The sequence below is a fragment of the Streptomyces sp. ICC4 genome (genome assembly GCF_003287915.1).
GTDB lineage: Bacteria > Actinomycetota > Actinomycetes > Streptomycetales > Streptomycetaceae > Streptomyces > Streptomyces tritrimontium.
The window spans coordinates 5,595,338-5,614,443 of the sequence record NZ_CP030286.1 but is presented as its reverse complement, the minus strand read 5'-3'; the positions used below and the strand labels follow the sequence as shown (position 1 = coordinate 5,614,443).

At 70.6% G+C, this 19,106-nt stretch carries 19 protein-coding genes; 7 read left to right on the top strand and 12 right to left on the bottom strand.

Features of this window, described 5'->3' with window-relative positions; genetic code table 11:
- Window positions 1-80: 80 nt before the first annotated feature.
- The 4 genes from DRB89_RS26180 to DRB89_RS26165 all read right to left on the bottom strand — a co-directional run bounded on the left by DRB89_RS26180 (window position 81) and on the right by DRB89_RS26165 (window position 3,474).
- Window positions 81-2,228 carry a LamG domain-containing protein gene (locus tag DRB89_RS26180; RefSeq protein ID WP_112463437.1) on the bottom strand — a complete coding sequence of 716 codons (2,148 nt, stop codon included), beginning with the start codon at window positions 2,226-2,228 and terminating at the stop codon, window positions 81-83.
- Between the two features lie 438 nt (window positions 2,229-2,666).
- The gene (locus DRB89_RS26175; protein WP_112450985.1) at window positions 2,667-2,996 is read right to left on the bottom strand and encodes a hypothetical protein; all 330 of its coding nucleotides are present in this window, start codon (window positions 2,994-2,996) and stop codon (window positions 2,667-2,669) included.
- Window positions 2,993-3,238, bottom strand: coding sequence for a hypothetical protein (locus tag DRB89_RS26170; RefSeq protein WP_112450986.1), 246 nt, complete (start codon window positions 3,236-3,238; stop codon window positions 2,993-2,995). Before DRB89_RS26170 ends, DRB89_RS26175 begins: the two co-directional genes overlap by 4 nt.
- Window positions 3,235-3,474 carry a hypothetical protein gene (locus DRB89_RS26165; RefSeq protein ID WP_112450987.1) on the bottom strand — a complete coding sequence of 80 codons (240 nt, stop codon included), beginning with the start codon at window positions 3,472-3,474 and terminating at the stop codon, window positions 3,235-3,237. The genes DRB89_RS26170 and DRB89_RS26165 overlap by 4 nt, the downstream gene beginning before the upstream one ends.
- Window positions 3,475-3,580: 106 nt before the next feature.
- On the opposite strand from DRB89_RS26165, the gene DRB89_RS26160 reads away from it, so the two are divergent.
- From DRB89_RS26160 to DRB89_RS26150, 3 genes are read left to right on the top strand one after another with little or no spacing between them, the layout of a single operon-like run.
- A complete protein-coding gene (locus DRB89_RS26160; RefSeq protein ID WP_112450988.1) occupies window positions 3,581-4,417 on the top strand; it encodes a helix-turn-helix transcriptional regulator in 837 nt (278 codons plus the stop codon).
- The gene (locus tag DRB89_RS26155; protein WP_112450989.1) at window positions 4,414-4,608 is read left to right on the top strand and encodes a DUF397 domain-containing protein; all 195 of its coding nucleotides are present in this window, start codon (window positions 4,414-4,416) and stop codon (window positions 4,606-4,608) included. Before DRB89_RS26160 ends, DRB89_RS26155 begins: the two co-directional genes overlap by 4 nt.
- An 18-nt stretch (window positions 4,609-4,626) precedes the next feature.
- The gene (locus tag DRB89_RS26150; RefSeq protein WP_112450990.1) at window positions 4,627-4,821 is read left to right on the top strand and encodes a DUF397 domain-containing protein; all 195 of its coding nucleotides are present in this window, start codon (window positions 4,627-4,629) and stop codon (window positions 4,819-4,821) included.
- Between the two features lie 42 nt (window positions 4,822-4,863).
- On the opposite strand, the gene DRB89_RS26145 is transcribed toward DRB89_RS26150, so the two are convergent.
- A complete protein-coding gene (locus DRB89_RS26145) occupies window positions 4,864-6,870 on the bottom strand; it encodes a CocE/NonD family hydrolase (protein WP_112450991.1) in 2,007 nt (668 codons plus the stop codon).
- Window positions 6,871-6,914: 44 nt separating this feature from the next.
- A complete protein-coding gene (locus DRB89_RS26140; protein WP_112453763.1) occupies window positions 6,915-8,423 on the bottom strand; it encodes a peptide MFS transporter in 1,509 nt (502 codons plus the stop codon).
- 211 nt (window positions 8,424-8,634) lie between these two features.
- On the opposite strand from DRB89_RS26140, the gene DRB89_RS26135 reads away from it, so the two are divergent.
- The 4 genes from DRB89_RS26135 to DRB89_RS26120 all read left to right on the top strand — a co-directional run bounded on the left by DRB89_RS26135 (window position 8,635) and on the right by DRB89_RS26120 (window position 11,866).
- Entirely contained in the window at window positions 8,635-9,645 is a 1,011-nt protein-coding gene (locus tag DRB89_RS26135; RefSeq protein WP_112450992.1) for a polyprenyl synthetase family protein, read from the top strand.
- 264 nt (window positions 9,646-9,909) lie between these two features.
- A complete protein-coding gene (locus DRB89_RS26130; RefSeq protein WP_112450993.1) occupies window positions 9,910-11,139 on the top strand; it encodes a DUF2092 domain-containing protein in 1,230 nt (409 codons plus the stop codon).
- Between the two features lie 110 nt (window positions 11,140-11,249).
- Window positions 11,250-11,453: a ribbon-helix-helix domain-containing protein gene (locus DRB89_RS26125; RefSeq protein ID WP_239516343.1), complete on the top strand. Its 204-nt coding sequence runs from the start codon at window positions 11,250-11,252 to the stop codon at window positions 11,451-11,453.
- Window positions 11,450-11,866: a hypothetical protein gene (locus tag DRB89_RS26120; protein ID WP_239516342.1), complete on the top strand. Its 417-nt coding sequence runs from the start codon at window positions 11,450-11,452 to the stop codon at window positions 11,864-11,866. The genes DRB89_RS26125 and DRB89_RS26120 overlap by 4 nt, the downstream gene beginning before the upstream one ends.
- Here the strand turns inward: DRB89_RS26120 and DRB89_RS26115 are convergent.
- From DRB89_RS26115 to DRB89_RS26090, 6 genes are all read right to left on the bottom strand, one after another.
- Window positions 11,840-12,040: a hypothetical protein gene (locus tag DRB89_RS26115; RefSeq protein WP_112450995.1), complete on the bottom strand. Its 201-nt coding sequence runs from the start codon at window positions 12,038-12,040 to the stop codon at window positions 11,840-11,842. The two genes, DRB89_RS26120 and DRB89_RS26115, sit on opposite strands and share 27 nt — an antisense overlap.
- Before the next feature lie 56 nt (window positions 12,041-12,096).
- Complete coding sequence (locus tag DRB89_RS26110; RefSeq protein ID WP_112450996.1) at window positions 12,097-13,413, bottom strand: M28 family metallopeptidase; 1,317 nt, start codon at window positions 13,411-13,413, stop codon at window positions 12,097-12,099.
- A gap of 323 nt (window positions 13,414-13,736) precedes the next feature.
- On the bottom strand, window positions 13,737-14,762 hold the full coding sequence (rarD, locus tag DRB89_RS26105; RefSeq protein ID WP_112450997.1) for an EamA family transporter RarD: 1,026 nt from the start codon (window positions 14,760-14,762) through the stop codon (window positions 13,737-13,739).
- A 150-nt stretch (window positions 14,763-14,912) separates the two neighbouring features.
- A complete protein-coding gene (locus DRB89_RS26100; protein WP_112450998.1) occupies window positions 14,913-15,779 on the bottom strand; it encodes an SDR family oxidoreductase in 867 nt (288 codons plus the stop codon).
- Between the two features lie 180 nt (window positions 15,780-15,959).
- Complete coding sequence (locus DRB89_RS26095; protein ID WP_112450999.1) at window positions 15,960-17,018, bottom strand: 2-oxoacid:ferredoxin oxidoreductase subunit beta; 1,059 nt, start codon at window positions 17,016-17,018, stop codon at window positions 15,960-15,962.
- Entirely contained in the window at window positions 17,011-19,002 is a 1,992-nt protein-coding gene (locus DRB89_RS26090; RefSeq protein WP_112463436.1) for a 2-oxoacid:acceptor oxidoreductase subunit alpha, read from the bottom strand. Before DRB89_RS26090 ends, DRB89_RS26095 begins: the two co-directional genes overlap by 8 nt.
- Between the last annotated feature and the right edge of the window lie 104 nt (window positions 19,003-19,106).

Below are 19,106 nucleotides of genomic sequence, written 5' to 3'. Positions count from 1 at the left end.
GTGTTTCGGGTACAGGTGAGGCCGTGGCCGCCCCCTTTCGGGGGCGGCCACGGCAAGTCATTGATGGAGGGGGAGGACGATCAGCTGCCGGCGCCGAAGACGACGTCGGAGACCTGCTGGGCGTCCTTCACCGCGCCGGACCACAGGCGCATGCCCTTGACCTCGCCGGGCAGGAAGCTGCCCCAGCCGCTGTCGGTGAAGCCCTTGCCGACCGCGAGCTCACCGGTGCCGGCGGCGGCCGTGTAGGCCTTGGGCTGGCTCTGGCCCGCGGCGCCGACGTAGAGGGTGATGGTGCCGTCCTGGGCGTTGTGGACGCCGGTCACCTGGACGCCCGCGTTGAGCTCGGCGGGCAGGTCGCTGGCCACCGAGGTGCCGGAGCCGTCGGCCGTCAGGCGGCCGAAGTGCCAGGTCCCCTCGGCGAAGGACAGCATCTTGGTCGGGTCCTGCTCGTCCGGCTCGGTCCGTACACCGGTCTTCTCGAACCACAGGCTCCAGGAGGATCCGGTGGCGGTGCGCTGGCCGATGACCTGGGCCTTGTATCCGTCCGGCTTCGTGAGCAGAGCGGTGTTGTCGAGCCTGGCCTCGGCCGTCACCGTGAAGGAACCGGAGTCGTCGACGACCGGGCCGGCGGCGGTGGCCGCCTGCGTGGTGCCGTTGAGCTTCAGCGCGCCCTCGTTGAGGGTGGTGCCGGTCGTCGCCGTCAGGGCGCGGCCGTTGCCGGAGGTGTCGGTGAAGACCGGACCGGTCTGGGAGAGGTCCCAGGCGCCCGCCAGGTCCACGAACGGCTTGCCGGTCGCGGGGTCGATGAGGGAGGCGTCCTGCTTGACCGCGGACTCGCTGAGCTCGTCCTGCCAGGCCTTGACCTCGTCGACACGGCCCGGAAGGAAGTCGGTGAGGGCACCGCGGTGCTTGATCGCGCCGAAGTTCATGGGACCGGTGGTGGCGATCGGGTTGGTCACGGTCATCTGGCCCTCGAGGCGCCCGTTGACGTACAGCTTCGCGAGGTCCGTGGACTGGTTGTAGGTGGCCGCGACGTGCGTCCACACTCCGGCCTGCGCCGGGGTCGTTCCGGTGACCCGGCCGATCGTCAGTTGGCCCTCGGTGGTGTCCTCCGTGGCCATCTGGATCATCCACGGCTTGCCGGCCCACGCGGTGATCGCGACGCCGCTCATGTTCGTACCCGCCTGACCGAACACCGTGGAGTTCTTGTCCGTGCGGTCCAGGCGGACCCAGCCCGCGACGGTGAAGGAGGAACGGGTGTCGATGACCGGCTTGGAGGTGGAGGCGTACTGGGTGCTGGTGCCGTTCAGCAGCAGCGTCCGGTCCTCGTGGACGGTGGGCGTCTTCAGCCCGCCGCGACGGCCGTTCTCGGTGCGCAGGCTGCCCGCGGACAGGTCCGCGTTGTTCTGGAGGGTCGCGTTCGTGGTCGAGGTGTCGATCGCCTGACCGTCGTACTCGTCGAAGTTCCAGTAGCCGACCGGACCGGGGCCTTCCTTGACCACGAAGTCGACGATGCTGGTGGCGCCCCAGCGGCCCAGGGAGTCCTTGGCCTTCACGTTCAGCTTCATCGTCCCGGACAGCGGCGGGGTGATCGAGACGGTCGGCTTGGCGCCGGCGATCTCGGCCCACGAGGTGTCCGTCGACAGCTTGTACTGGTAGGCCGTGTTCGTGTCACCCGAAGCCGGGCCGAAGGTGAACTGACCGGCCTGGTTGGGCTTGCCGGCCGCCACGCAGGCGGTGCTGGTGCAGGCGCTGTACGGGGTTCCGAAGGTGACTGCCGGGGCCTTGGGGGCGCTGGAGTCGACCTTGAAGTAGCAGTCCGCGCTCGGGTTGCTGGTCCGTTCGTGACCGTCCGCGTACGACCGGGTCCAGGTCCGGAACCGGTACTGGGTGCCGTCCGCCAGAGCGGCGGGCGGATCGCTGGTGACCTTGACGTTGTCCCCCACGAAGCCCGAGGCGGGCCGCTGGACGTAGTTGGCGTCGGCCGCGTTGGCCTTGACCGGGGTCCAGGTGCCGTTGGTCTCCTTCTTCTCGGTCTGCATGAGGATCCGCAGCGAGGCGCCGGCCTCGCCGCCCCACACGGTCTCGGTGATCGCGGTCAGCGCCGGAGTCGGGTCGGAGACCACGCTCGGGCTGGCGGCGTCGTTGGAGCACACCTGACCGGAGCCTGCGATCAGGCCCACGTAGATGGGGGTGTTGGGCTTGCCGATGTAGTCGACGGACAGCACCGCGTCGTTGCGGAAGCGCTTCCACGCCGAGGTGTCCGACTCGTCCTCCGCCCGCAGCTCGTTGCGCGCCGTCTCCTGGGGCTCCGCCCCGGACCCCGCTCCTCAAACGCCGGAGGGGCTGGAATCACCGGCCGGCGGCCCGGCCACGCGGTGCGCTGCGCGCACGTGCGGGCCGCCGGAGGCCACCTCCAGCCCCTCCGGCGTTTGAGGAGCGGGGTCTGGGGCGGAGCCCCAGGGGCCTCGGGCGCAGCCCGGGGCCCCTCAGCCCGTCCGGCGCTTGAGGACCGGGCCCGGGCAGCGCCCGGGGGCACCCTCAGTCAGGGTTCTCGGCCGGCCGATACGTGCTCGTTCGACTTCACGGTCGCCGACGAGGGCAACCGGACCTCCGGCCCTCGCGCTTACGTACGCGGCGACGCCGCGGCCTGACCGGCGGGAGCCTCAGGGGGCGGGGTCCGTGAGCTGCCAGGTGTGGCCGCCGGGGTGGGAGAGGTACTGTCCGCAGCCCTCGCCGGCGCCGCCCACCGGGCAGTCGGGGAGGGAGAGGACCGCGTCCCCGGGCCAGCGGGCCCACATCGCGCACCCCGGGTCCGGGCCCTCGTGGAGCACGTCCATGTGCGGCCCGGCGTGCCGCCCCAGGGAGCACCGCAGTTCCGGGCCGGCCCCGAGCACCTCCAGGAGTACCCCGCGCGGCAACCGCGCGAGCGCGTCCAGGTGTACGGCGGACAGCGCGCCCGAGGCTCCGCACGCCGGGGCGCTGCCGCCGCTCACGTGATCCCGCCCCGGGCCGCGGCGAACGCCAGGCAGCAGGTCCAGACGACCGCCCCGAGGGTCACGGTCACGGCGGCCGCGGCATCGTCCGCCGTACGGGCCTCCAGCACCCCCCGCATCCGCCGGGCCGCGTCCGCGGCGGCCCGCCGGACCAGCGCCGCGTCCAGCAGTGCGCGGAAGCGGGCCCGGTAGGCGGGGTCCGACTCGATGCGCCGCAGCTCGGCGAGCGGGTCGTCCCTCACAGCAGACCCTCCGTGCTCCGGGCGTTGCGCCGGGCGGTCTCCGCGCGGAGCCGCTCCATGGGGTCGGGGAGGCGTACGTCGCGCGGCTCCGCCTCCCACTCGGGCCCGCCACGCACGGGCCGCAGCGCCCAGTACGGCCCGGCGAGCCCCCGGAACTCCCCGACCCGGTCGTCGCGACTGGTGTCCACCACGAGGGTTCCGGGGGTGGGGGGAGGGGGAATTGGAATTCCACACATGGCCGTTCCTCTGCGTAGCGGAGTCACTACTGGGTGGGTTCAGCGTGGCGCGGTCGTGGGGACAGTTCAACTTGCCAGTACGGAACGGAAAGTTGGTCACGGGCCTGTGAATCGCAAGGAGTTGAACCCCGAGAAGGGTCCCGAAGCGGCGTTCGGGGCACGTCTGCGCAGCTCGCGGGAGGAGCGAGGATGGACGCAGTTGGGCCTCGGGAAACGGATGGGCTTCTCCAGTACGCACATCTCGGCGGTGGAAACCGGGCGCAAGATTTCGACTCTGCGTTTCGTGCGAAGTGCGGATGCGGTGTTCGGCCTCGCGGGAACCGAGGACACGTTCGAACGCCAGTGGCGCGAGATCCGGCACGGGGTCCTGCTGGAGGGCTTCCCCGAGTTCCTCGGGTACGAGAGCCGGGCCGTGGAGATCCGGCTCTACGAGGTGGGCGTCATACCCGGTCTGCTCCAGACCCCGGAGTACGCGACGGTCCTCGCCGAGAGCGCGGTCAAACGAGGGGCCATCACCCCGAAGCAGGCGGCCGAGCGCATCGCAATCGTCGCGGACCGGCAGGCCGTGCTTCTGGGTACCCCTCCGCCGCTGGTCCTCGCGGTGCTCGACGAGAGCTGCATCCGGAGGCCCCTCGGCGGGCCCGACGTCATGAGGGAGCAGTTCACGCGCCTGCTCGAATTCGCCGAGCTGCCGAACACCGTGCTCCAGGTCGCACCGTTCGACATGGGGGAGCGGCGGCCCTTCAACCTGCCCGTCACCGTGTTGACGCTGCCGGACCGCTCGATCATGTCCTACGCGGAATCCGCCCAACGGGGCCATCTGGAGCGGGAGAACAACTCGGTGGTGCCCATGCTGACGGCCTACCATCAGCTCCAGGCCGAGGCATGCACCCAGGCGGCATCCGTGGCCATGATCGATCAGCTACGAAAGGGCACCTCGTGACGACCGAATCCCCCCGCTGGTTCACCTCCTCCTACAGCGACAACGGCGGCCAGTGCGTCGAGGTCGCCACCAACCTCGTCGCCTCGCGCGGCGTCGTGCCCGTCCGGGACTCCAAGCGTGACGACAGCCCGGTGCTCGGCTTCACCGCAACCGCTTTCGCCACATTCGTGGCTGGCGTCAAGGCTGTCTGACCAACAGAAGGGCACGGAGTGATGAGCGAATCCCCCCGCTGGTTCACCTCCTCCTACAGCGAGAACGGCGGCCAGTGCGTCGAGGTCGCCACCAACCTCGTCGCCTCGCGCGGCGTCGTGCCCGTCCGGGACTCCAAGCGTGACGACAGCCCGGTGCTCGGCTTCACCGCAACCGCTTTCGCCACATTCGTGGCCGGCGTCAAGGCCGTCTGAGCGGCCGCCGGGCCCCGGGCGGCGCCCCGGGGCCCGGGCCGGCTACACGGCCGCGCGCGGCAGTCGGCGTTCCCACGTGCGGTGGAAGAGGACCTCGTCGCCCTCCCGGCACACCACCTCGTTCGACGTCAGGAAGCCGCCCTCGTCGCAGGTGATTTCGGAGCGGGTCACCACCGACACGTCCCAGCCCAGCTCCGGCCGGTGCAGCCGTACCGTCCATGTCGAGTGGGTGCGGGCCGACAAGGGGTCCGCCTCCTGGATCTCGTAGACCTCCAGCGCGTCCTCGCTGAACTCCAGGCCGTCCGGGTAGACCCGGGTTCCGCCGTAGCGCGGGTCGACCTCCAGGCGCCATACGCCCCGCGCCACGTCCCGTACGACCAGCCGCTCCGGCCGCGGCTCGTCCAGTGTGGCCGGGTAGACGACGCCCAGCGGCTCCGACTGCTCCGGGGCCTCGAAGAGGATCGGTTCCACCGCGGCAGGGGCATCGCGGACCGGGAGTTCCACCGCGCTGCCCGCCGGGTCCAGGGTCCAGCCCGCCTCCGAGCCGGCCCGTGGCCAGATCCACGGCCAGTAGGCCGAGGACAGGGCGACGCGGATGCGGTGGCCCGGTGGGAAGGAGTGGCCGATGCCGTTCAGTTCGAAGGCGACGTCCTCGTACGAGCCCACCGGCCATGGCACCGCCTTGTCCCGGCCTTGTCGGGAGGACAGGTTCAGGACGCCGCGGGTGACCAGCGTCGAGGAGCCGTCCGGGGCCACGTCGCAGAGGCGGGCCACGACCTGGCCGTACGGGACGTCCATGCGCAGGCGGAGTCTGACCACGGGGCGGCCCAGGATCTCCACCGGGCCGGAGCCCTGCCCGACGGGGAACTCGAAGCACGCCGACTTCGCGTCCTCCTCCCGCTGGTCCGGCGGCAGGTCCGCGTCGTTGCCGAAGGGGAAGAAGCGGCCCGCGTCCAGGCCCGTGTGCTGCGGGGAGGCCACGACCACCGGCGCGCCCTGGAAGGCGTAGGTGACCGGGTCGACGTTCGGGGAGGGCCAGGACGGGTCGCCGACCCAGCGGCCCGGCAGGGTCGCGTAGGTGGTCGCCGGCGGGTGCGATTCGGAGATCCAGGAGCGGAGGAGGGGTTCGGACATGACGCCGGTGTCCTTGCCCTTGAGCCAGTGGTCCCACCAGCGCAGGGTCTCCTGGAGGAAGCCGATGGCGGGGCCCGGCGGCAGCCCCCGGTCGGGGTACTGGTGCGACCAGGGGCCGATCAGGCCCCGGACGCGGTCGGCGGGGAGTGCGGCGACCAGCCGCAGGACGGTGTCGCGGTACGGGTCGTGCCAGCCGCCGACGGCCAGGACGGCCGCGCCGATCGCGCCGTAGTCCTCGCAGACGCTGCCGTGGCGCCAGTACGCGTCGCGGGTCTGGTGGGAGAGCCAGGTGTGGACGAGGGGTTCGACCGCGCCGAGCCGCGAGAGCCACTGCTCGCGCCAGCCGCCGCCCGCGTAGAGGGGGTCCGGCGGGCGGGAGGCGAAGGCGAGCATGGTCGCCGCCCACGCGTGCATGTCCACGGCGAGGAGGGAACCGCCCATGTAGTGGACGTCGTTGTCGAAGCGGTCGTCCGTGGAGCAGACCGTGACGATCGCCTTGAGGGGTTCGGGGGCGAGGGCGGCGATCTGGAGGCTGTTGAAGCCGCCCCAGGAGATCCCGAACATGCCCACGGACCCCGTGCACCAGGGCTGGGCCGCCAGCCATTCGACGACCGCGACACCGTCGGCCAGCTCCTGGGCGTCGTACTCGTCGCCCGGGTCGCCGCCGCTGCAGCCGTGGCCGCGCACGTCGACCCGGACGGAGGCGTAGCCGTGGCCCGCGTACCAGGGGTGGCGCTGCCAGTCGCGCGGGGCGGTCCAGTCGGTGAGGCGGTACGGGAGGTACTCCAGCAGGGCCGGGACGGGCTCGTCCGTGACCGGGCGCCAGATGCGCGCGTACAGCTCGGTGCCGTCCCGGAGGGGGATGCGGACGTCCTCGCGGGTGGTTCCGTAGGGGAAATCGGTACGGACGATCATCGGTTCTTGACCACCAATCACCTCGGCGGGCGGGCAGCGGACGGTCAGTGGACGGGGTGCATCGTGCGCTTCAGCCAGGGGGCGAGCGCGATCACGGCCAGCCCCACCGCGATCGCGATGGCGCCGTTGACGCCGAAGTACGCGGGGTTGGAGACCTTGCCGTAGAGCTTGACCACCTGTGCCTGGATGCCGTTGGCCAGGGCGAGGGACAGGAACCACAGGGCCATGGTCTGGCTGGCGAAGGCCTTCGGGGCGAGCTTCGTGGTGGCCGACATGCCCGAGGTCTCCAGCAGGACGTCACCGAGTCCGAGCAGCAGGTAGGAGCCGATGATCCACCAGGCGGCCATCTTGTAGGTGTCCCCGGAGTGCCCCGAGGTCGGGATGACCATCAGGAGGAAGGACAGGCCGCCCAGGACCACGCCGATGGCGATCTTGTTGGAGGCGTGCGGCTGGCGGGGGCCCATCCGGACCCACAGCGCGGCGACGACGGGGGCCAGCAGCACCTCGAAGGCGCCGAGGGCGGAGGCGTACCAGCCGGCCGGGAAGGTGAAGCCGAGGATCTCGGTGCGGGCGTTCGTCGAGGCGAGCAGCATCATCGTCGAGTACGCCTGGAAGAGGATGAAGTTGAAGGCGACCGAGGCCAGGAAGAGCACGACGTACGGGCGCAGCCGCCCCCGCTCCTCGCCCGTCACCCGGGGGCTGCGGAACATGACCGCGAAGTAGACGATCGGCGCGATCACCGAGACCAGGGTGAGCAGGTCGACGAACCGGCCCATCGTCAGCCAGCCGAGTACCGCCAGAAGGGTGGCGAGCGCGGCGAAGAGCACGAGCCCCGCGATGATCTTCGTCACTGCCGCGCGCATCGCGTCGGGCGCGAGCGCGAACTCGGCGGAGTGCTTGCGTCCGGCCAGGTGGCGGCGGCCGAGGACGTACTGGATGAGTCCCGCGGTCATGCCGATGGCGGCGGCCGAGAAGCCCCAGTGCCAGCCCTTGTGCTCACCGAGCCAGGCGGTGATCAGCGGGCCGGCGAAGGCGCCGATGTTGATGCCCATGTAGTAGAGGGCGAACCCGGCGTCGCGCCGCTCGTCGTCCGTCTTGTACAGCTTGCCGACCATGCTGGCCACGTTCGGCTTGAGCAGTCCGGTGCCGGCGCTGATCAGGCCGAGGCCCACCCAGGTCATGGCGGCGGTCGGCACGGCCATGGCGTAGTGGCCGCAGGCGATGAGGATGCCGCCCCACAGCACGGCGCGGTACGAACCGAGGATCCGGTCGGCGAGCCAACCGCCGGCGACGGAGACGAGGTAGACCATGGTCCCGTAGGCCGCCGAGACGGAGGCCGCGGTGCCCGGGTTCATCCCCAGGCCGCCATGGGCCACCGTGTCCGCGAAGTAGAGGACGAGGATGGCCTGCATGCCCAGGAACGAGAAGCGCTCCCAGACCTCCAGTCCGGAGAGCGTGGCCAGGCCCCTGGGGTGCCCGAGGAAGGCGTGGTCGTCGCCGGGCGGCGGCTGGTCCGCCTCCGGGTCAGCCTCCGGGTCCGGGGGCTCGTCTATATCGGTCGCAGTTCTGGACAAAACGTATTCTCCGGTTGTTTCGGCTCCTCAAGAACATACCGGTGTGCATCGGGCACTGCTCGGGTAGTGACCGGGCAGCCGCCCTGGGTGATCGAAAACAGACCCGATACGCTGGCTTGAGTGATGGCAGCGACACATCGACAATCCATGTGATCGTCAACGTGATCGTCAGCAGACAGGAGTACCCCTCGTGACCGTCGTCGGGCCGTTCGGACTGAGCGTGCGGGACCAGGCTCTTGAGACCGATGTCCAGGCCGGACTGGCCGCCGTCGAGGCGGGTCTGCTGGAAGCCACCAAGAGCGAAGTCCCCTTCATCACCGAGGCCGCGCAGCACCTCGTGCGCGCCGGAGGCAAGCGGTTCCGGCCGCTGCTGGTGATGCTCGCCTCCCGATTCGGCGATCCCTACGCGCCCGGAATCGTGCCCTCCGCCGTCGTCGTGGAGCTGACCCACCTGGCGACGCTCTACCACGACGACGTCATGGACGAGGCGGACGTGCGCCGCGGCGTGGACAGCGCGAACGCCCGCTGGGGCAACTCCGTGGCCGTCCTGACGGGTGACTTCCTGTTCGCCCGCGCCTCGCACATCCTGGCGGACCTCGGGCCCGAGGCCGTACGGATCCAGGCCGAGGCCTTCGAGCGGCTGGTGACGGGCCAGATCCTGGAGACGGCCGGTCCGCGCGACGGCCGCGACCCGGTCGCGCACTACCTGGACGTGATGGCCGGCAAGACCAGTTCGCTGGTCGCCGTCTCCTGCCGCTTCGGCGCGCTGATGTCCGGCGCCGACGAGATGGTCGTCGACGTCCTCACCCAGTACGGGGAGCGCCTCGGCCTGGCGTTCCAGCTCGCCGACGACGTCCTCGACATCGCCTCCGACGCGCACGAGTCCGGCAAGACCCCGGGCACCGACCTGCGCGAGGGCATCCCGACGCTGCCGGTGCTGAGGCTGCGCGAGATGGCCGCCCGCGACGGGAACCCGGACGACCTGGACCTCGTGGCGCTCCTGGACGGCGACCTGACGGACGACGCCCGCCACGCCGAGGCCCTGACCCGGCTGCGCTCCCACCCCGCCCTGGAGCAGGCCCGCCGGGACACCGTCCGCTACGCGGAGGAGGCGCGGGCCACGCTGGCCCCGCTGCCGGAGTGCTTCGCGAAGTCGGCGCTGGTGGAGCTGTGCGACGCGGTGGTCCACCGCGCGGGCTGACGCCCGGCGCGGACCGGCGGACCCGGACCTAAGGCAGAGGCGCGGGCCCGGCATCCCCTACGGGTGGGGGAGGCCGGGCCCGCGTTTTGTCATCCCTGGGGCGTAGGCACAGTTGGCTCCGGGGGTTGACGCCTTCACCCCCTCGGGTTTGGTCAGATAGAGGCACATCCCCACCAGATCGGGTGAGAGTGGCGGCGCGGGGTGGACGTGTACACGCAAGACGGGTAGGTCGCCGCCGTACACACAGAGGTAGGGCAGACAGACATGGCAACGAACTCAAAGACCCGCAAGGCCGCTCGGTACGCCGTACCGGTCGCGGTGTTCGGTGTGGTCGCCGGCACGATCGCGATGGTTCCGGCCTTCGCGAACTCCGGTGGCCCGGACCTGCCGAAGATCACGGCGCAGCAGCTCATCGAGAAGATCGCCGCTTCGGACGTCGAGCAGCTGTCCGGCAGCGCCAAGATCAGCACGGACCTCGGCCTGCCGACCCTGGCCTCCGGCCTGCTCGGCGGTGGCGGCGTCACGGGTGGCTCCGCCGACCCGCAGGACAAGGTCGCGCAGCTGGCGAGCGGCACCCACACCTTCCGGGTGGCCGCGGACGGCCCGGACCGGCAGAAGCTCACCTTCGTCGACGGCAAGGACGAGTACACCCTCGTCCACAACGGCGACGACGTCTGGGGATACGACTCCAAGTCCAAGGAGGCCTTCCACGAGAAGGCCCCGGCGGAGGCGGGCAAGAGCTCCGAGCGCAAGACCGGCGACCGGCTCGGCGCCACCCCGCAGGAGATCGCCAAGGAGGTCCTGGAGGCCGCCGGCCCGACCACGGACGTCAGCGTCGGCGACACGGCCCAGGTGGCCGGCCGCGACGCCTACCAGCTGGTCCTGAAGCCGAAGGCGTCCGGATCCACGGTCGCCTCGGTGAAGATCGCGGTGGACGCCAAGAACGGCGTGCCGCTGCGGGTCCAGCTGCTGTCCACCGACGGCGGCAAGCCGATCCTGGACGCCGGCTTCACCAAGGTGGACTTCGCCAAGCCCGCCGCCGACACCTTCGCCTTCACCCCGCCCAAGGACGCCAAGGTGAACGAGGGCGGCGGGGAGCACGGCAAGGGCGACAAGGGTGACAAGGGAGACAAGGGCCTGGGCGGCGCCCTCGGGTCCATCCCGGGCCTGGACGCCCTCACCGGCGGCGCCGGTGTCGGCGCCGACAAGGGCGGCATGAAGGTGCTCGGCGAGGGCTGGACCTCGATCGCGCGGATCGACACCGGCCAGGCCAACGGCCTCAAGGACCTCGAGGGCGCGGCGAAGGACGGCAAGGCCCCCAAGGAGGCCAAGCAGTTCCTCGACACCCTCGGCGACAAGGTCTCCGGGAAGTTCGGCGAGGGCCGCATCTTCAAGACCCGCGTGGTCAACGCCCTGATCACGGACGACGGCAAGGTCTACGTCGGAGCGGTCACCAAGGACGAGCTCGTGAAGGCCGCCGACGCGAACAAGTAACCGCGCTCCGGCCGCCGCACGACGGAAGGGTGGGCAGGGACACTGTGTCCCTGCCCACCCTTCCGCCGTTCCGCCCCTGCGTACAGCAAGCCCGCTGTACCGTGAAAAGCATGTCGAGACACGTCACCATCCGCCTGGAAGAAGAGTTCCACGAACGCCTCAAGGCGCGCGCGGCGGCGCTGGGGACAACGGTCACCGCGCTGATCACCGAAGTCACGGAACGCGAACTCGACGAGGACCGGAAGAACTTCCTGTCCGGGATCGAGGAGTTCGCCGACCACTGGGGCTACTTCCAGGAGCGGTTCGGGCATTGAAGATCACCATGGAGTGGGCCTGGACCGCTCTGGCCCACCATCTCCCGTCCGATCCCGCCGTATGGGATCCGTCCGGAGTGGCCGCAGCCGTGGCCCGGCACCAGAACGACCTCGTCCTGGTGCCCGAGCAGCCCGCCCCGGATACCGCGTGGCGGGCCGCCGCTTTTTTGCACACCCTCGCGGTGTGCCCGGCGCTGGAATCCCCGATGAACGAGTTCTACGCCGCCGCCGCGACCCGCTCGTACCTGCGCGTCGCCGGGGCCAAGCAGCTGCCCTCGCCGGAGGAGCTCGGCGATCTGGTGGAGGCCGCGAAGCTGGGGCGCGCCGATGTCGAGGCGGTCGCGGAGGAGCTGCGGGCCCGGATCCAGGACCCCCTGCCGGCCTCGCTACGGGGCGGCGCGCAGGACGCGTAGCACCATCGGGGCCTCGTCCGGGTGGAGCCGCAGATCGGCGGGGACGAGGACGGCCCTGCCCTGCGCGTGGTCCGCGAGCCGCCGGCGCCGCCGCCGTCTGCGCACGAGGAGTGCGGGGTTGACGGCGGCGGCTTGGCCGAGCAGGCCCAGCAGGGCGATGAGGAGCTCCGGCATCCTCCGATCAGACCATCGGACGCCGGAGGGGCGGATCCTCCCTGGAGATGACCTTCCTAGAAGGTGATCTTCCAGCTGTTGATGTAGCCGACGTCCTGCGCCGCCCCGTCCTTGGCCCGGAGCTTCCAGACCCCGTTCGCCACCTCGGAGGAGGCGTTGACGGTGTAGGACTGCACGAGGTTGTCGGCGCTGCCGCCGGTGCGGTTGTGCAGGTTGTAGACGGTGCCGTCGGGGGCGACCAGGTCGACCACCAGGTCACCGCGGTAGGTGTGGACGATGTTCACATCGACCTTGGTGGTGGCCGGGGCATTGCCCGTGACGCCCGAGGCCGTGATCGACGAGGTCACCGCGGCGGCGGGGGAGTCCGGGATGCTCACGTCCGCCGTGTTCTCGAAGGACGGGCCCGGCGGGACCGGGACGGCGAACCCGAGGTTCCAGATCGCGTAGGCGATGGCGTCCGCGTTGCGGTCCAGGGCGGTGTCGTTGATGTTCGACGTGTTGTCGCAGGACGAGTGGTAGCAGCGGTCGAAGGCCTGACCCGAGGTGCCGCCCCACTTCTGGGCCTGGGCCGCCGTCTTGCTGTTGCTGGCGCCGGTGAACAGGCCGCCGACGGGGATGCCGACGTTCTTGAAGGACGCGTGGTCGGAGCGGCCGTCGCCCTCCGTCTCGATCTCGGTCGGGACGCCGAGGCCCGCGTAGTAGTTCTTGAAGGTCTGCTCGATGGTCGGGTCGTCGTCGTAGACGAAGTAGCCCGGGTTCGGCGAGCCGATCATGTCGAAGTTCAGGTACCCGGCGAACTTCGCGCGCTCCGCGGTCGGCAGGTTGTTGACGTAGTACTTCGACCCGACCAGGCCCAGCTCCTCCGCGCCCCACCAGCCGAAGCGCAGGTGCTTCGTGGGCGTGAGGCCGGCCTGGGAGACGGCCAGCGCGGTCTCCAGGACGGCCGCGCTGCCGGAGCCGTTGTCGTTGATGCCCGCACCGGAGGACACCGAGTCCAGGTGCGCACCGGACATCAGGACCGAGTTGGGGTCGCCGCCCGGCCAGTCGGCGATCAGGTTGTAGCCGGTCGCACCGCTGGAGGTGAAGGTCTGCAGGGTGGTCGTGAAACCGGCCGCGTCCAGCTTGGCCTTCACGTAGTCGATCGAGGCCTTGTAGCCGGTCTTGCCGTGTGCGCGGTTGCCGCCGTTGGCGGCGGCTATGGACTGCAACTGCGTCAGGTGCGCCTTGACGTTGGCGACCGGGATGTCGGGCGGCGTCGGCGCCGCGGCGACCGAGGCCGGCGAGGCGAGCGCGGCGGGAGCGGTGGCGGCGAACAGGCCCGCGACCGCGATGGCGGTCACGGCGGCCAGACGCCGGGAAACGGACAGGCTCATGTGGGGGCTCCGGGATTCCGTACTGGGGATTGTGCGGAACGTGCGGGTGGCGCGGGTGAGCGTGCCTGTGCGGCGGCGCTACTGCGTGGGTACGGCAGTGCGTCGTGCGTCAGTGCGAGCCTGATGTTCGAGGAGAGAATGACTGTCCGTCAAGAACACAATCCGGTCAGGTTGGTTCGGAAACCGGACGATCCCCGCTCCGGAACTCCGGGGCGGGGATCGACGGGTGCGGCTGCGGGCCTACGGGACGGGCCCGCGCGGCGCCTGCGGGACGGGCCGCGCAGCGCCTGTGGGACGCTCCGCGCGGCGCCTGTGGGGCAGGTCTACGCGGCGCCCGCCGGGGCCTTGGCCTCGGCGGTGACAGCGGCGGTGGCAGTGGTGGCGGTGGCAGTGGCAGTGGTGGTGGCAGTGGCCTTCGCGCCGGCCGGGCCGCCCACCGGAAGGGCCCCGAGCCGCAGGGCGCGGTTGCGGCGGGCGGAGCGCAGGGCGTCCCAGGTGAGGATCGACAGGGCGACCCAGACCAGGGAGAAACCGGCCCAGCGGGCGGGCGGCATGGCCTCGTGGAAGTACAGGACGCCGAGCCCGAACTGGAAGACGGGGGCCGTGTACTGCAGCAGTCCGAGGGTGGACAGCGGTACCCGGATCGCGGCCGCCCCGAAGCAGACCAGCGGGATCGCGGTGACCAGCCCGGTGGAGGCGAGCAGCGCGGAGTGCCCCGATCCCTGGGAGGCGAAGGTCGACTGGCCCTGCCAGCTGAGCCACAGCAGGTAGCCGAGGGCGGGCAGGAAGAGCAGCACGGTCTCGGCGGTCAGCGATTCCAGGCCGCCCATGTTGAGCTTCTTCTTGATCAGCCCGTACGCGGCGAACGAGAAGGCCAGCACGAGCGAGATCCACGGCGGCCGGCCGTAGCCGACGGCCAGCACCAGCACGGCGGCCACGCCGATGCCGACCGCCGCCCACTGCCGGCGGCGCAGCCGTTCGCCGAGGAGGATGACGCCGAGCGCGATGGTGACCAGGGGGTTGATGAAGTAGCCGAGGCTGGCCTCGACCACCGCGCCGTTGTTGACGGACCAGATGTACACGCCCCAGTTCACGGTGATCAGGGCGGCGGCGGCCACGAGGAGCGCCAGCTTGCGGGGCTGGCGCAGCAGCTCTCCCATCCAGCTCCAGCGGCGCAGGACGAGCAGGGCCAGGCCGACCGCGCCCAGGGACCACACCATGCGGTGGGCGAGGATCTCGATCGCGCCGGCCGGCTGCAGGAGTGGCCAGAAGAGGGGTACGACGCCCCACATCCCGTAGGCGCCGAATCCGTAGAGCAGACCCGTGCGCTGCTCGTTCTCCGCCTTCACGGGGCCTCCAGTGAGATTCAGCCAACCTCAAGACGGTAGCGCCGTACGCGCCGGATGTCATCAGCGTCAGTGGGAGATGCTCATGACACTTGCGGTACCGGTCGCCGCCGGCCCGGCGCCGGCGCCGGGCCACCGGGCCGCCGGAGGGGTCTACCGGCGCGCGGCGGCGAGCGCGTCGGCGATCGCCCCGGACACCGGAGTCGTCGGGCGCCCGATGAGCCGGGCCAGGTCGCCGTCCGTGGAGCCCAGCCGGCCGCGCCGGATCGCCGCGTCCACGTCCGCGAACACCGCCGCGAAGCCCTCCGGGAGCCCGGCGGCGGTCAGGACGGCCCGGTGCGCCTCGGGCGTGAGCTCGGTGTACGCGACCTCGCGGCCCGACTGGGCCGACAGCTCCGCGGCGTACTCCGCGAGGCTCCAGGAGGCGTCCCCGGAGAGCTCGTAGGCCCGGTTCAGGTGGCCCTCGCCGGTCAGCACCACGGCCGCGGCGGCCGCGTAGTCCGCGCGGGCCGCGGAAGCGACACGGCCCTCGCCCGCGCTGCCCACCAGCGCGCCCCGCTCCAGGTGGGAGGTCAGGTCGCGGGTGTAGTTCTCGTGGTACCAGCCGTTGCGCAGGAAGGTGTACGGGATCCCGGAGTCGAGGATGGCCTGCTCGGTGGCGCGGTGCTCCGCCGCCAATTCGAAGTCGGCCTCGGGTCCGCCGAGGATCCCGGTGTAGGCGAGCTGGGCGACCCCGGCGGCGCGCGCGGCCTTCAGGACGGCGGTGTGCTGGGCGATCCGGCGGCCGATCTCGTTGCCGGAGACCAGCAGCACCCGGTCGCCGGCCCGGAAGGCGCGGGCCAGGCTCGCGGGGTCGTCGTAGTCGGCGACCCGCAGCTCGACGCCGCGCTCGGCGAGGTCCGCGGCCTTGGCGGCGTCGCGCACGACGGCCGCGATCCGGTCGGCGGGGACGCGGGTCAGCAGCTCCTCGACGACGAGGCGGCCGAGGGCTCCGGTGGCTCCGGTGACGACGATGCTCATGGGGGTCTCCTTCGTGCGGCGGCCTCGGGGGCGGGGCCTGTCACTACCGTACGGGAAGCGCTAACTTTTGGAAAGTAAGCTGGTGGGGGCGGTGGTGGCACACGCTCGGAGATGCGGAAGCCCGGGCCTCCACGAGGAGGTCCGGGCTTCGGTCGTACACGTCCCGACGGCTCGGCGGACTCAGCCGACGACGGTCCAGGTGTCGTTGCCGCTCAGCAGCGCACCCAGATCGCCCTTGCCGTTGCGTTCTACGGCTGTTTCGAGTTGTTCGGCCATGAGGGTGTCGTAGACGGGCCGGCGCACGTTGCGGAAGACGCCGATGGGCGTCCGGTGCAGCGTGTCGGGGTCGGCGAGCCGGGAGAGTGCGAAGGCGTTGGTCGGTGAGGCGGTGGATGCGTCGTGGACCAGGATCCGGTGCTCGTTGTCCGGGGTGACGGTGACGACTTCCAGGTCCCCGGTGGTCACGTCGCGGACGACGCCTTTGGTGTGGTCGGTGCCGAAGCGGATCGGCTGCCCCTGTTCGAGGCGGATCACCGCTTCCTGGGCCTGTTCGTGGTCTTTGAGGACTTCGAAGGCGCCGTCGTTGAAGATGTTGCAGTTCTGGTAGATCTCCACGAGGGCTGTGCCCTGGTGGTCGGCGGCGGCGCGCAGGACTTCGGTGAGGTGTTTGCGGTCGGAGTCGACGGTCCGTGCCACGAAGGAGGCCTCCGCGCCGATGGCCAGGGAGACCGGGTTGAACGGGGCGTCGAGGGAGCCCATCGGCGTGGATTTGGTGATCTTGCCGACTTCGGAGGTGGGTGAGTACTGGCCTTTGGTGAGCCCGTAGATCCGGTTGTTGAAGAGGAGGATCTTGAGGTTGACGTTGCGGCGCAGGGCGTGGATGAGGTGGTTGCCGCCGATGGACAGGGCGTCGCCGTCGCCGGTGACGACCCAGACGGACAGGTCGCGGCGGGAGGAGGCGAGTCCGGTGGCGATGGCGGGGGCGCGGCCGTGGATGGAGTGCATCCCGTAGGTGTTCATGTAGTACGGGAAGCGGGAGGAGCAGCCGATGCCGGAGACGAAGACGATGTTCTCTTTGGCCAGGCCGAGTTCGGGCATGAAGCCCTGGACGGCGGCGAGGACGGCGTAGTCGCCGCAGCCGGGGCACCAGCGGACTTCCTGGTCGGATTTGAAGTCTTTCATGGACTGTTTCGCGGTGGCTTTGGGGACGAGGGAGAGCAGGGTGGGTGCCTCAGTCATTGATGGCCTCCTTGAGATGCGTGGCGAGCTGCTCGGCCTTGAAGGGCATGCCGTTGACCTGGTTGTACGACTGTGCGTCGATCAGGTATTTGGCCCTCAGGAGGGTGGCGAGCTGCCCGAGGTTCATCTCCGGCACCACTACCTTGTCGTAACGCCCCAGGACCTCGCCCAGATTCCTGGGGAAGGGGTTGAGGTGGCGCAGGTGGGCCTGGGCGATGGGGACACCCGCGATCCGCAGGCGGCGTACGGCGGCGGTGATGGGGCCGTAGGTGGAGCCCCAGCCGATCACCAGGGTCCGCGCCTGGTCCGGGTCGTCGACTTCCAGGTCGGGGACGTGGATGCCGTCGATTTTGGCTTGTCGGGTGCGGACCATGAAGTCGTGGTTGGCGGGGTCGTAGGAGATGTTGCCGGTGCCGTCCTGTTTTTCGATGCCGCCGATGCGGTGTTCGAGGCCGGGGGTGCCGGGGACGGCCCAGGGGCGGGCCAGGGTGTGGGGGTCGCGTTTGTAGGGCCAGAACACTTCGGTGCCGTCCGCGAGCTCATGGTTGGGGCCGGAGGCGAACTGGACGGTGAGGTCGGGGAGGTCGGCGACGTCGGGGATCCGCCAGGGTTCGGAGCCGTTGGCGAGGTAGCCGTCGGACAGCAGGAACACCGGGGTGCGGTAGGTCAGGGCGATCCGGGCGGCGTCCAGTGCCGCGTCGAAGCAGTCGGCCGGGGTGCGGGGGGCCACGATCGGGACGGGTGCTTCACCGTTGCGCCCGTACATGGCCTGCAGCAGATCGGCCTGCTCGGTTTTGGTGGGCAGACCGGTGGAGGGGCCGCCGCGCTGGATGTCCACGATCAGCAGCGGCAGCTCCAGCGACACCGCCAGCCCGATCGTCTCCGACTTCAAAGCCACACCGGGCCCGGAGGTGGTGGTCACGGCCAGGGCCCCGCCGAAGGCCGCGCCCAGGGCCGCGCCGATCCCGGCGATCTCGTCCTCGGCCTGGAAGGTCCGCACCCCGAAGTTCTTGTGCCGGCTCAGCTCGTGCAGGATGTCGGAGGCCGGAGTGATCGGATACGAACCCAGGTAGAGCGGCAGGTCAGCCTGCCGGCCCGCCGCGATCAGCCCGTAAGACAAAGCCAGATTCCCCGAAATATTGCGGTAGGTACCCGCGGGGAAAGCACGCGTCGCCGGCGCCACCTCATAGGAGACGGCAAAGTCCTCGGTGGTCTCCCCGAAGTTCCAGCCCGCCCGGAAAGCGGCCACGTTCGCCTCGGCGATCTGCGGCTTCTTCGCGAACTTCTGCCGCAGAAACCTCTCCGTACCCTCCGTCGGCCGGTGATACATCCACGACAGCAGACCCAGCGCGAACATGTTCTTGCTGCGCTCGGCCTCCTTGCGGGAGAGCCCGAAGTCCTTCAGCGCCTCGACGGTCAGGGTGGTCAGCGGCACCGGGTGGACGTTGTAGGCGTCCAGGGTGCCGTCCTCCAGCGGGGAGGAGTCGTAGCCGACCTTCGCCATCGGACGCTTCGTGAACTCGTCGGTGTTCACGATGATGTCCGCGCCGCGCGGCACGTCCGCGATGTTCGCCTTCAGAGCGGCCGGATTCATCGCGACCAGCACGTTCGGGGCGTCACCCGGCGTCAGGATGTCGTGATCGGCGAAATGCAGCTGGAACGAGGACACACCCGGCAGCGTCCCGGCGGGCGCCCTGATCTCGGCCGGAAAGTTCGGCAGCGTCGACAGATCGTTCCCGAAGGAAGCGGTCTCCGAAGTGAAACGGTCACCGGTGAGCTGCATTCCGTCACCCGAGTCACCCGCGAACCGAATGATCACCCGATCGAGTCGGCGTACTTCCTTGCCGGGGCCGCCGGCGGCGCCGGAGGCGCCCGCTCCGTCCGGGTTGTCACCGTTCGGGCCCGGGGGCGTCCGCTGTTCGCCGACGATCGCGCTTTCGGCCCCGTCGGACTGCTCGGCTGGGCTACTGACCTGGCTGGTCACTGAACTGGACCTCCTTCGAGGCGTGAGCACTGCCCAAGGTCAACCCTACGTCCGTAGGGATTGCTGCCCCTGGATGCTCATTTTCTGGACCGCCCACAGAGACG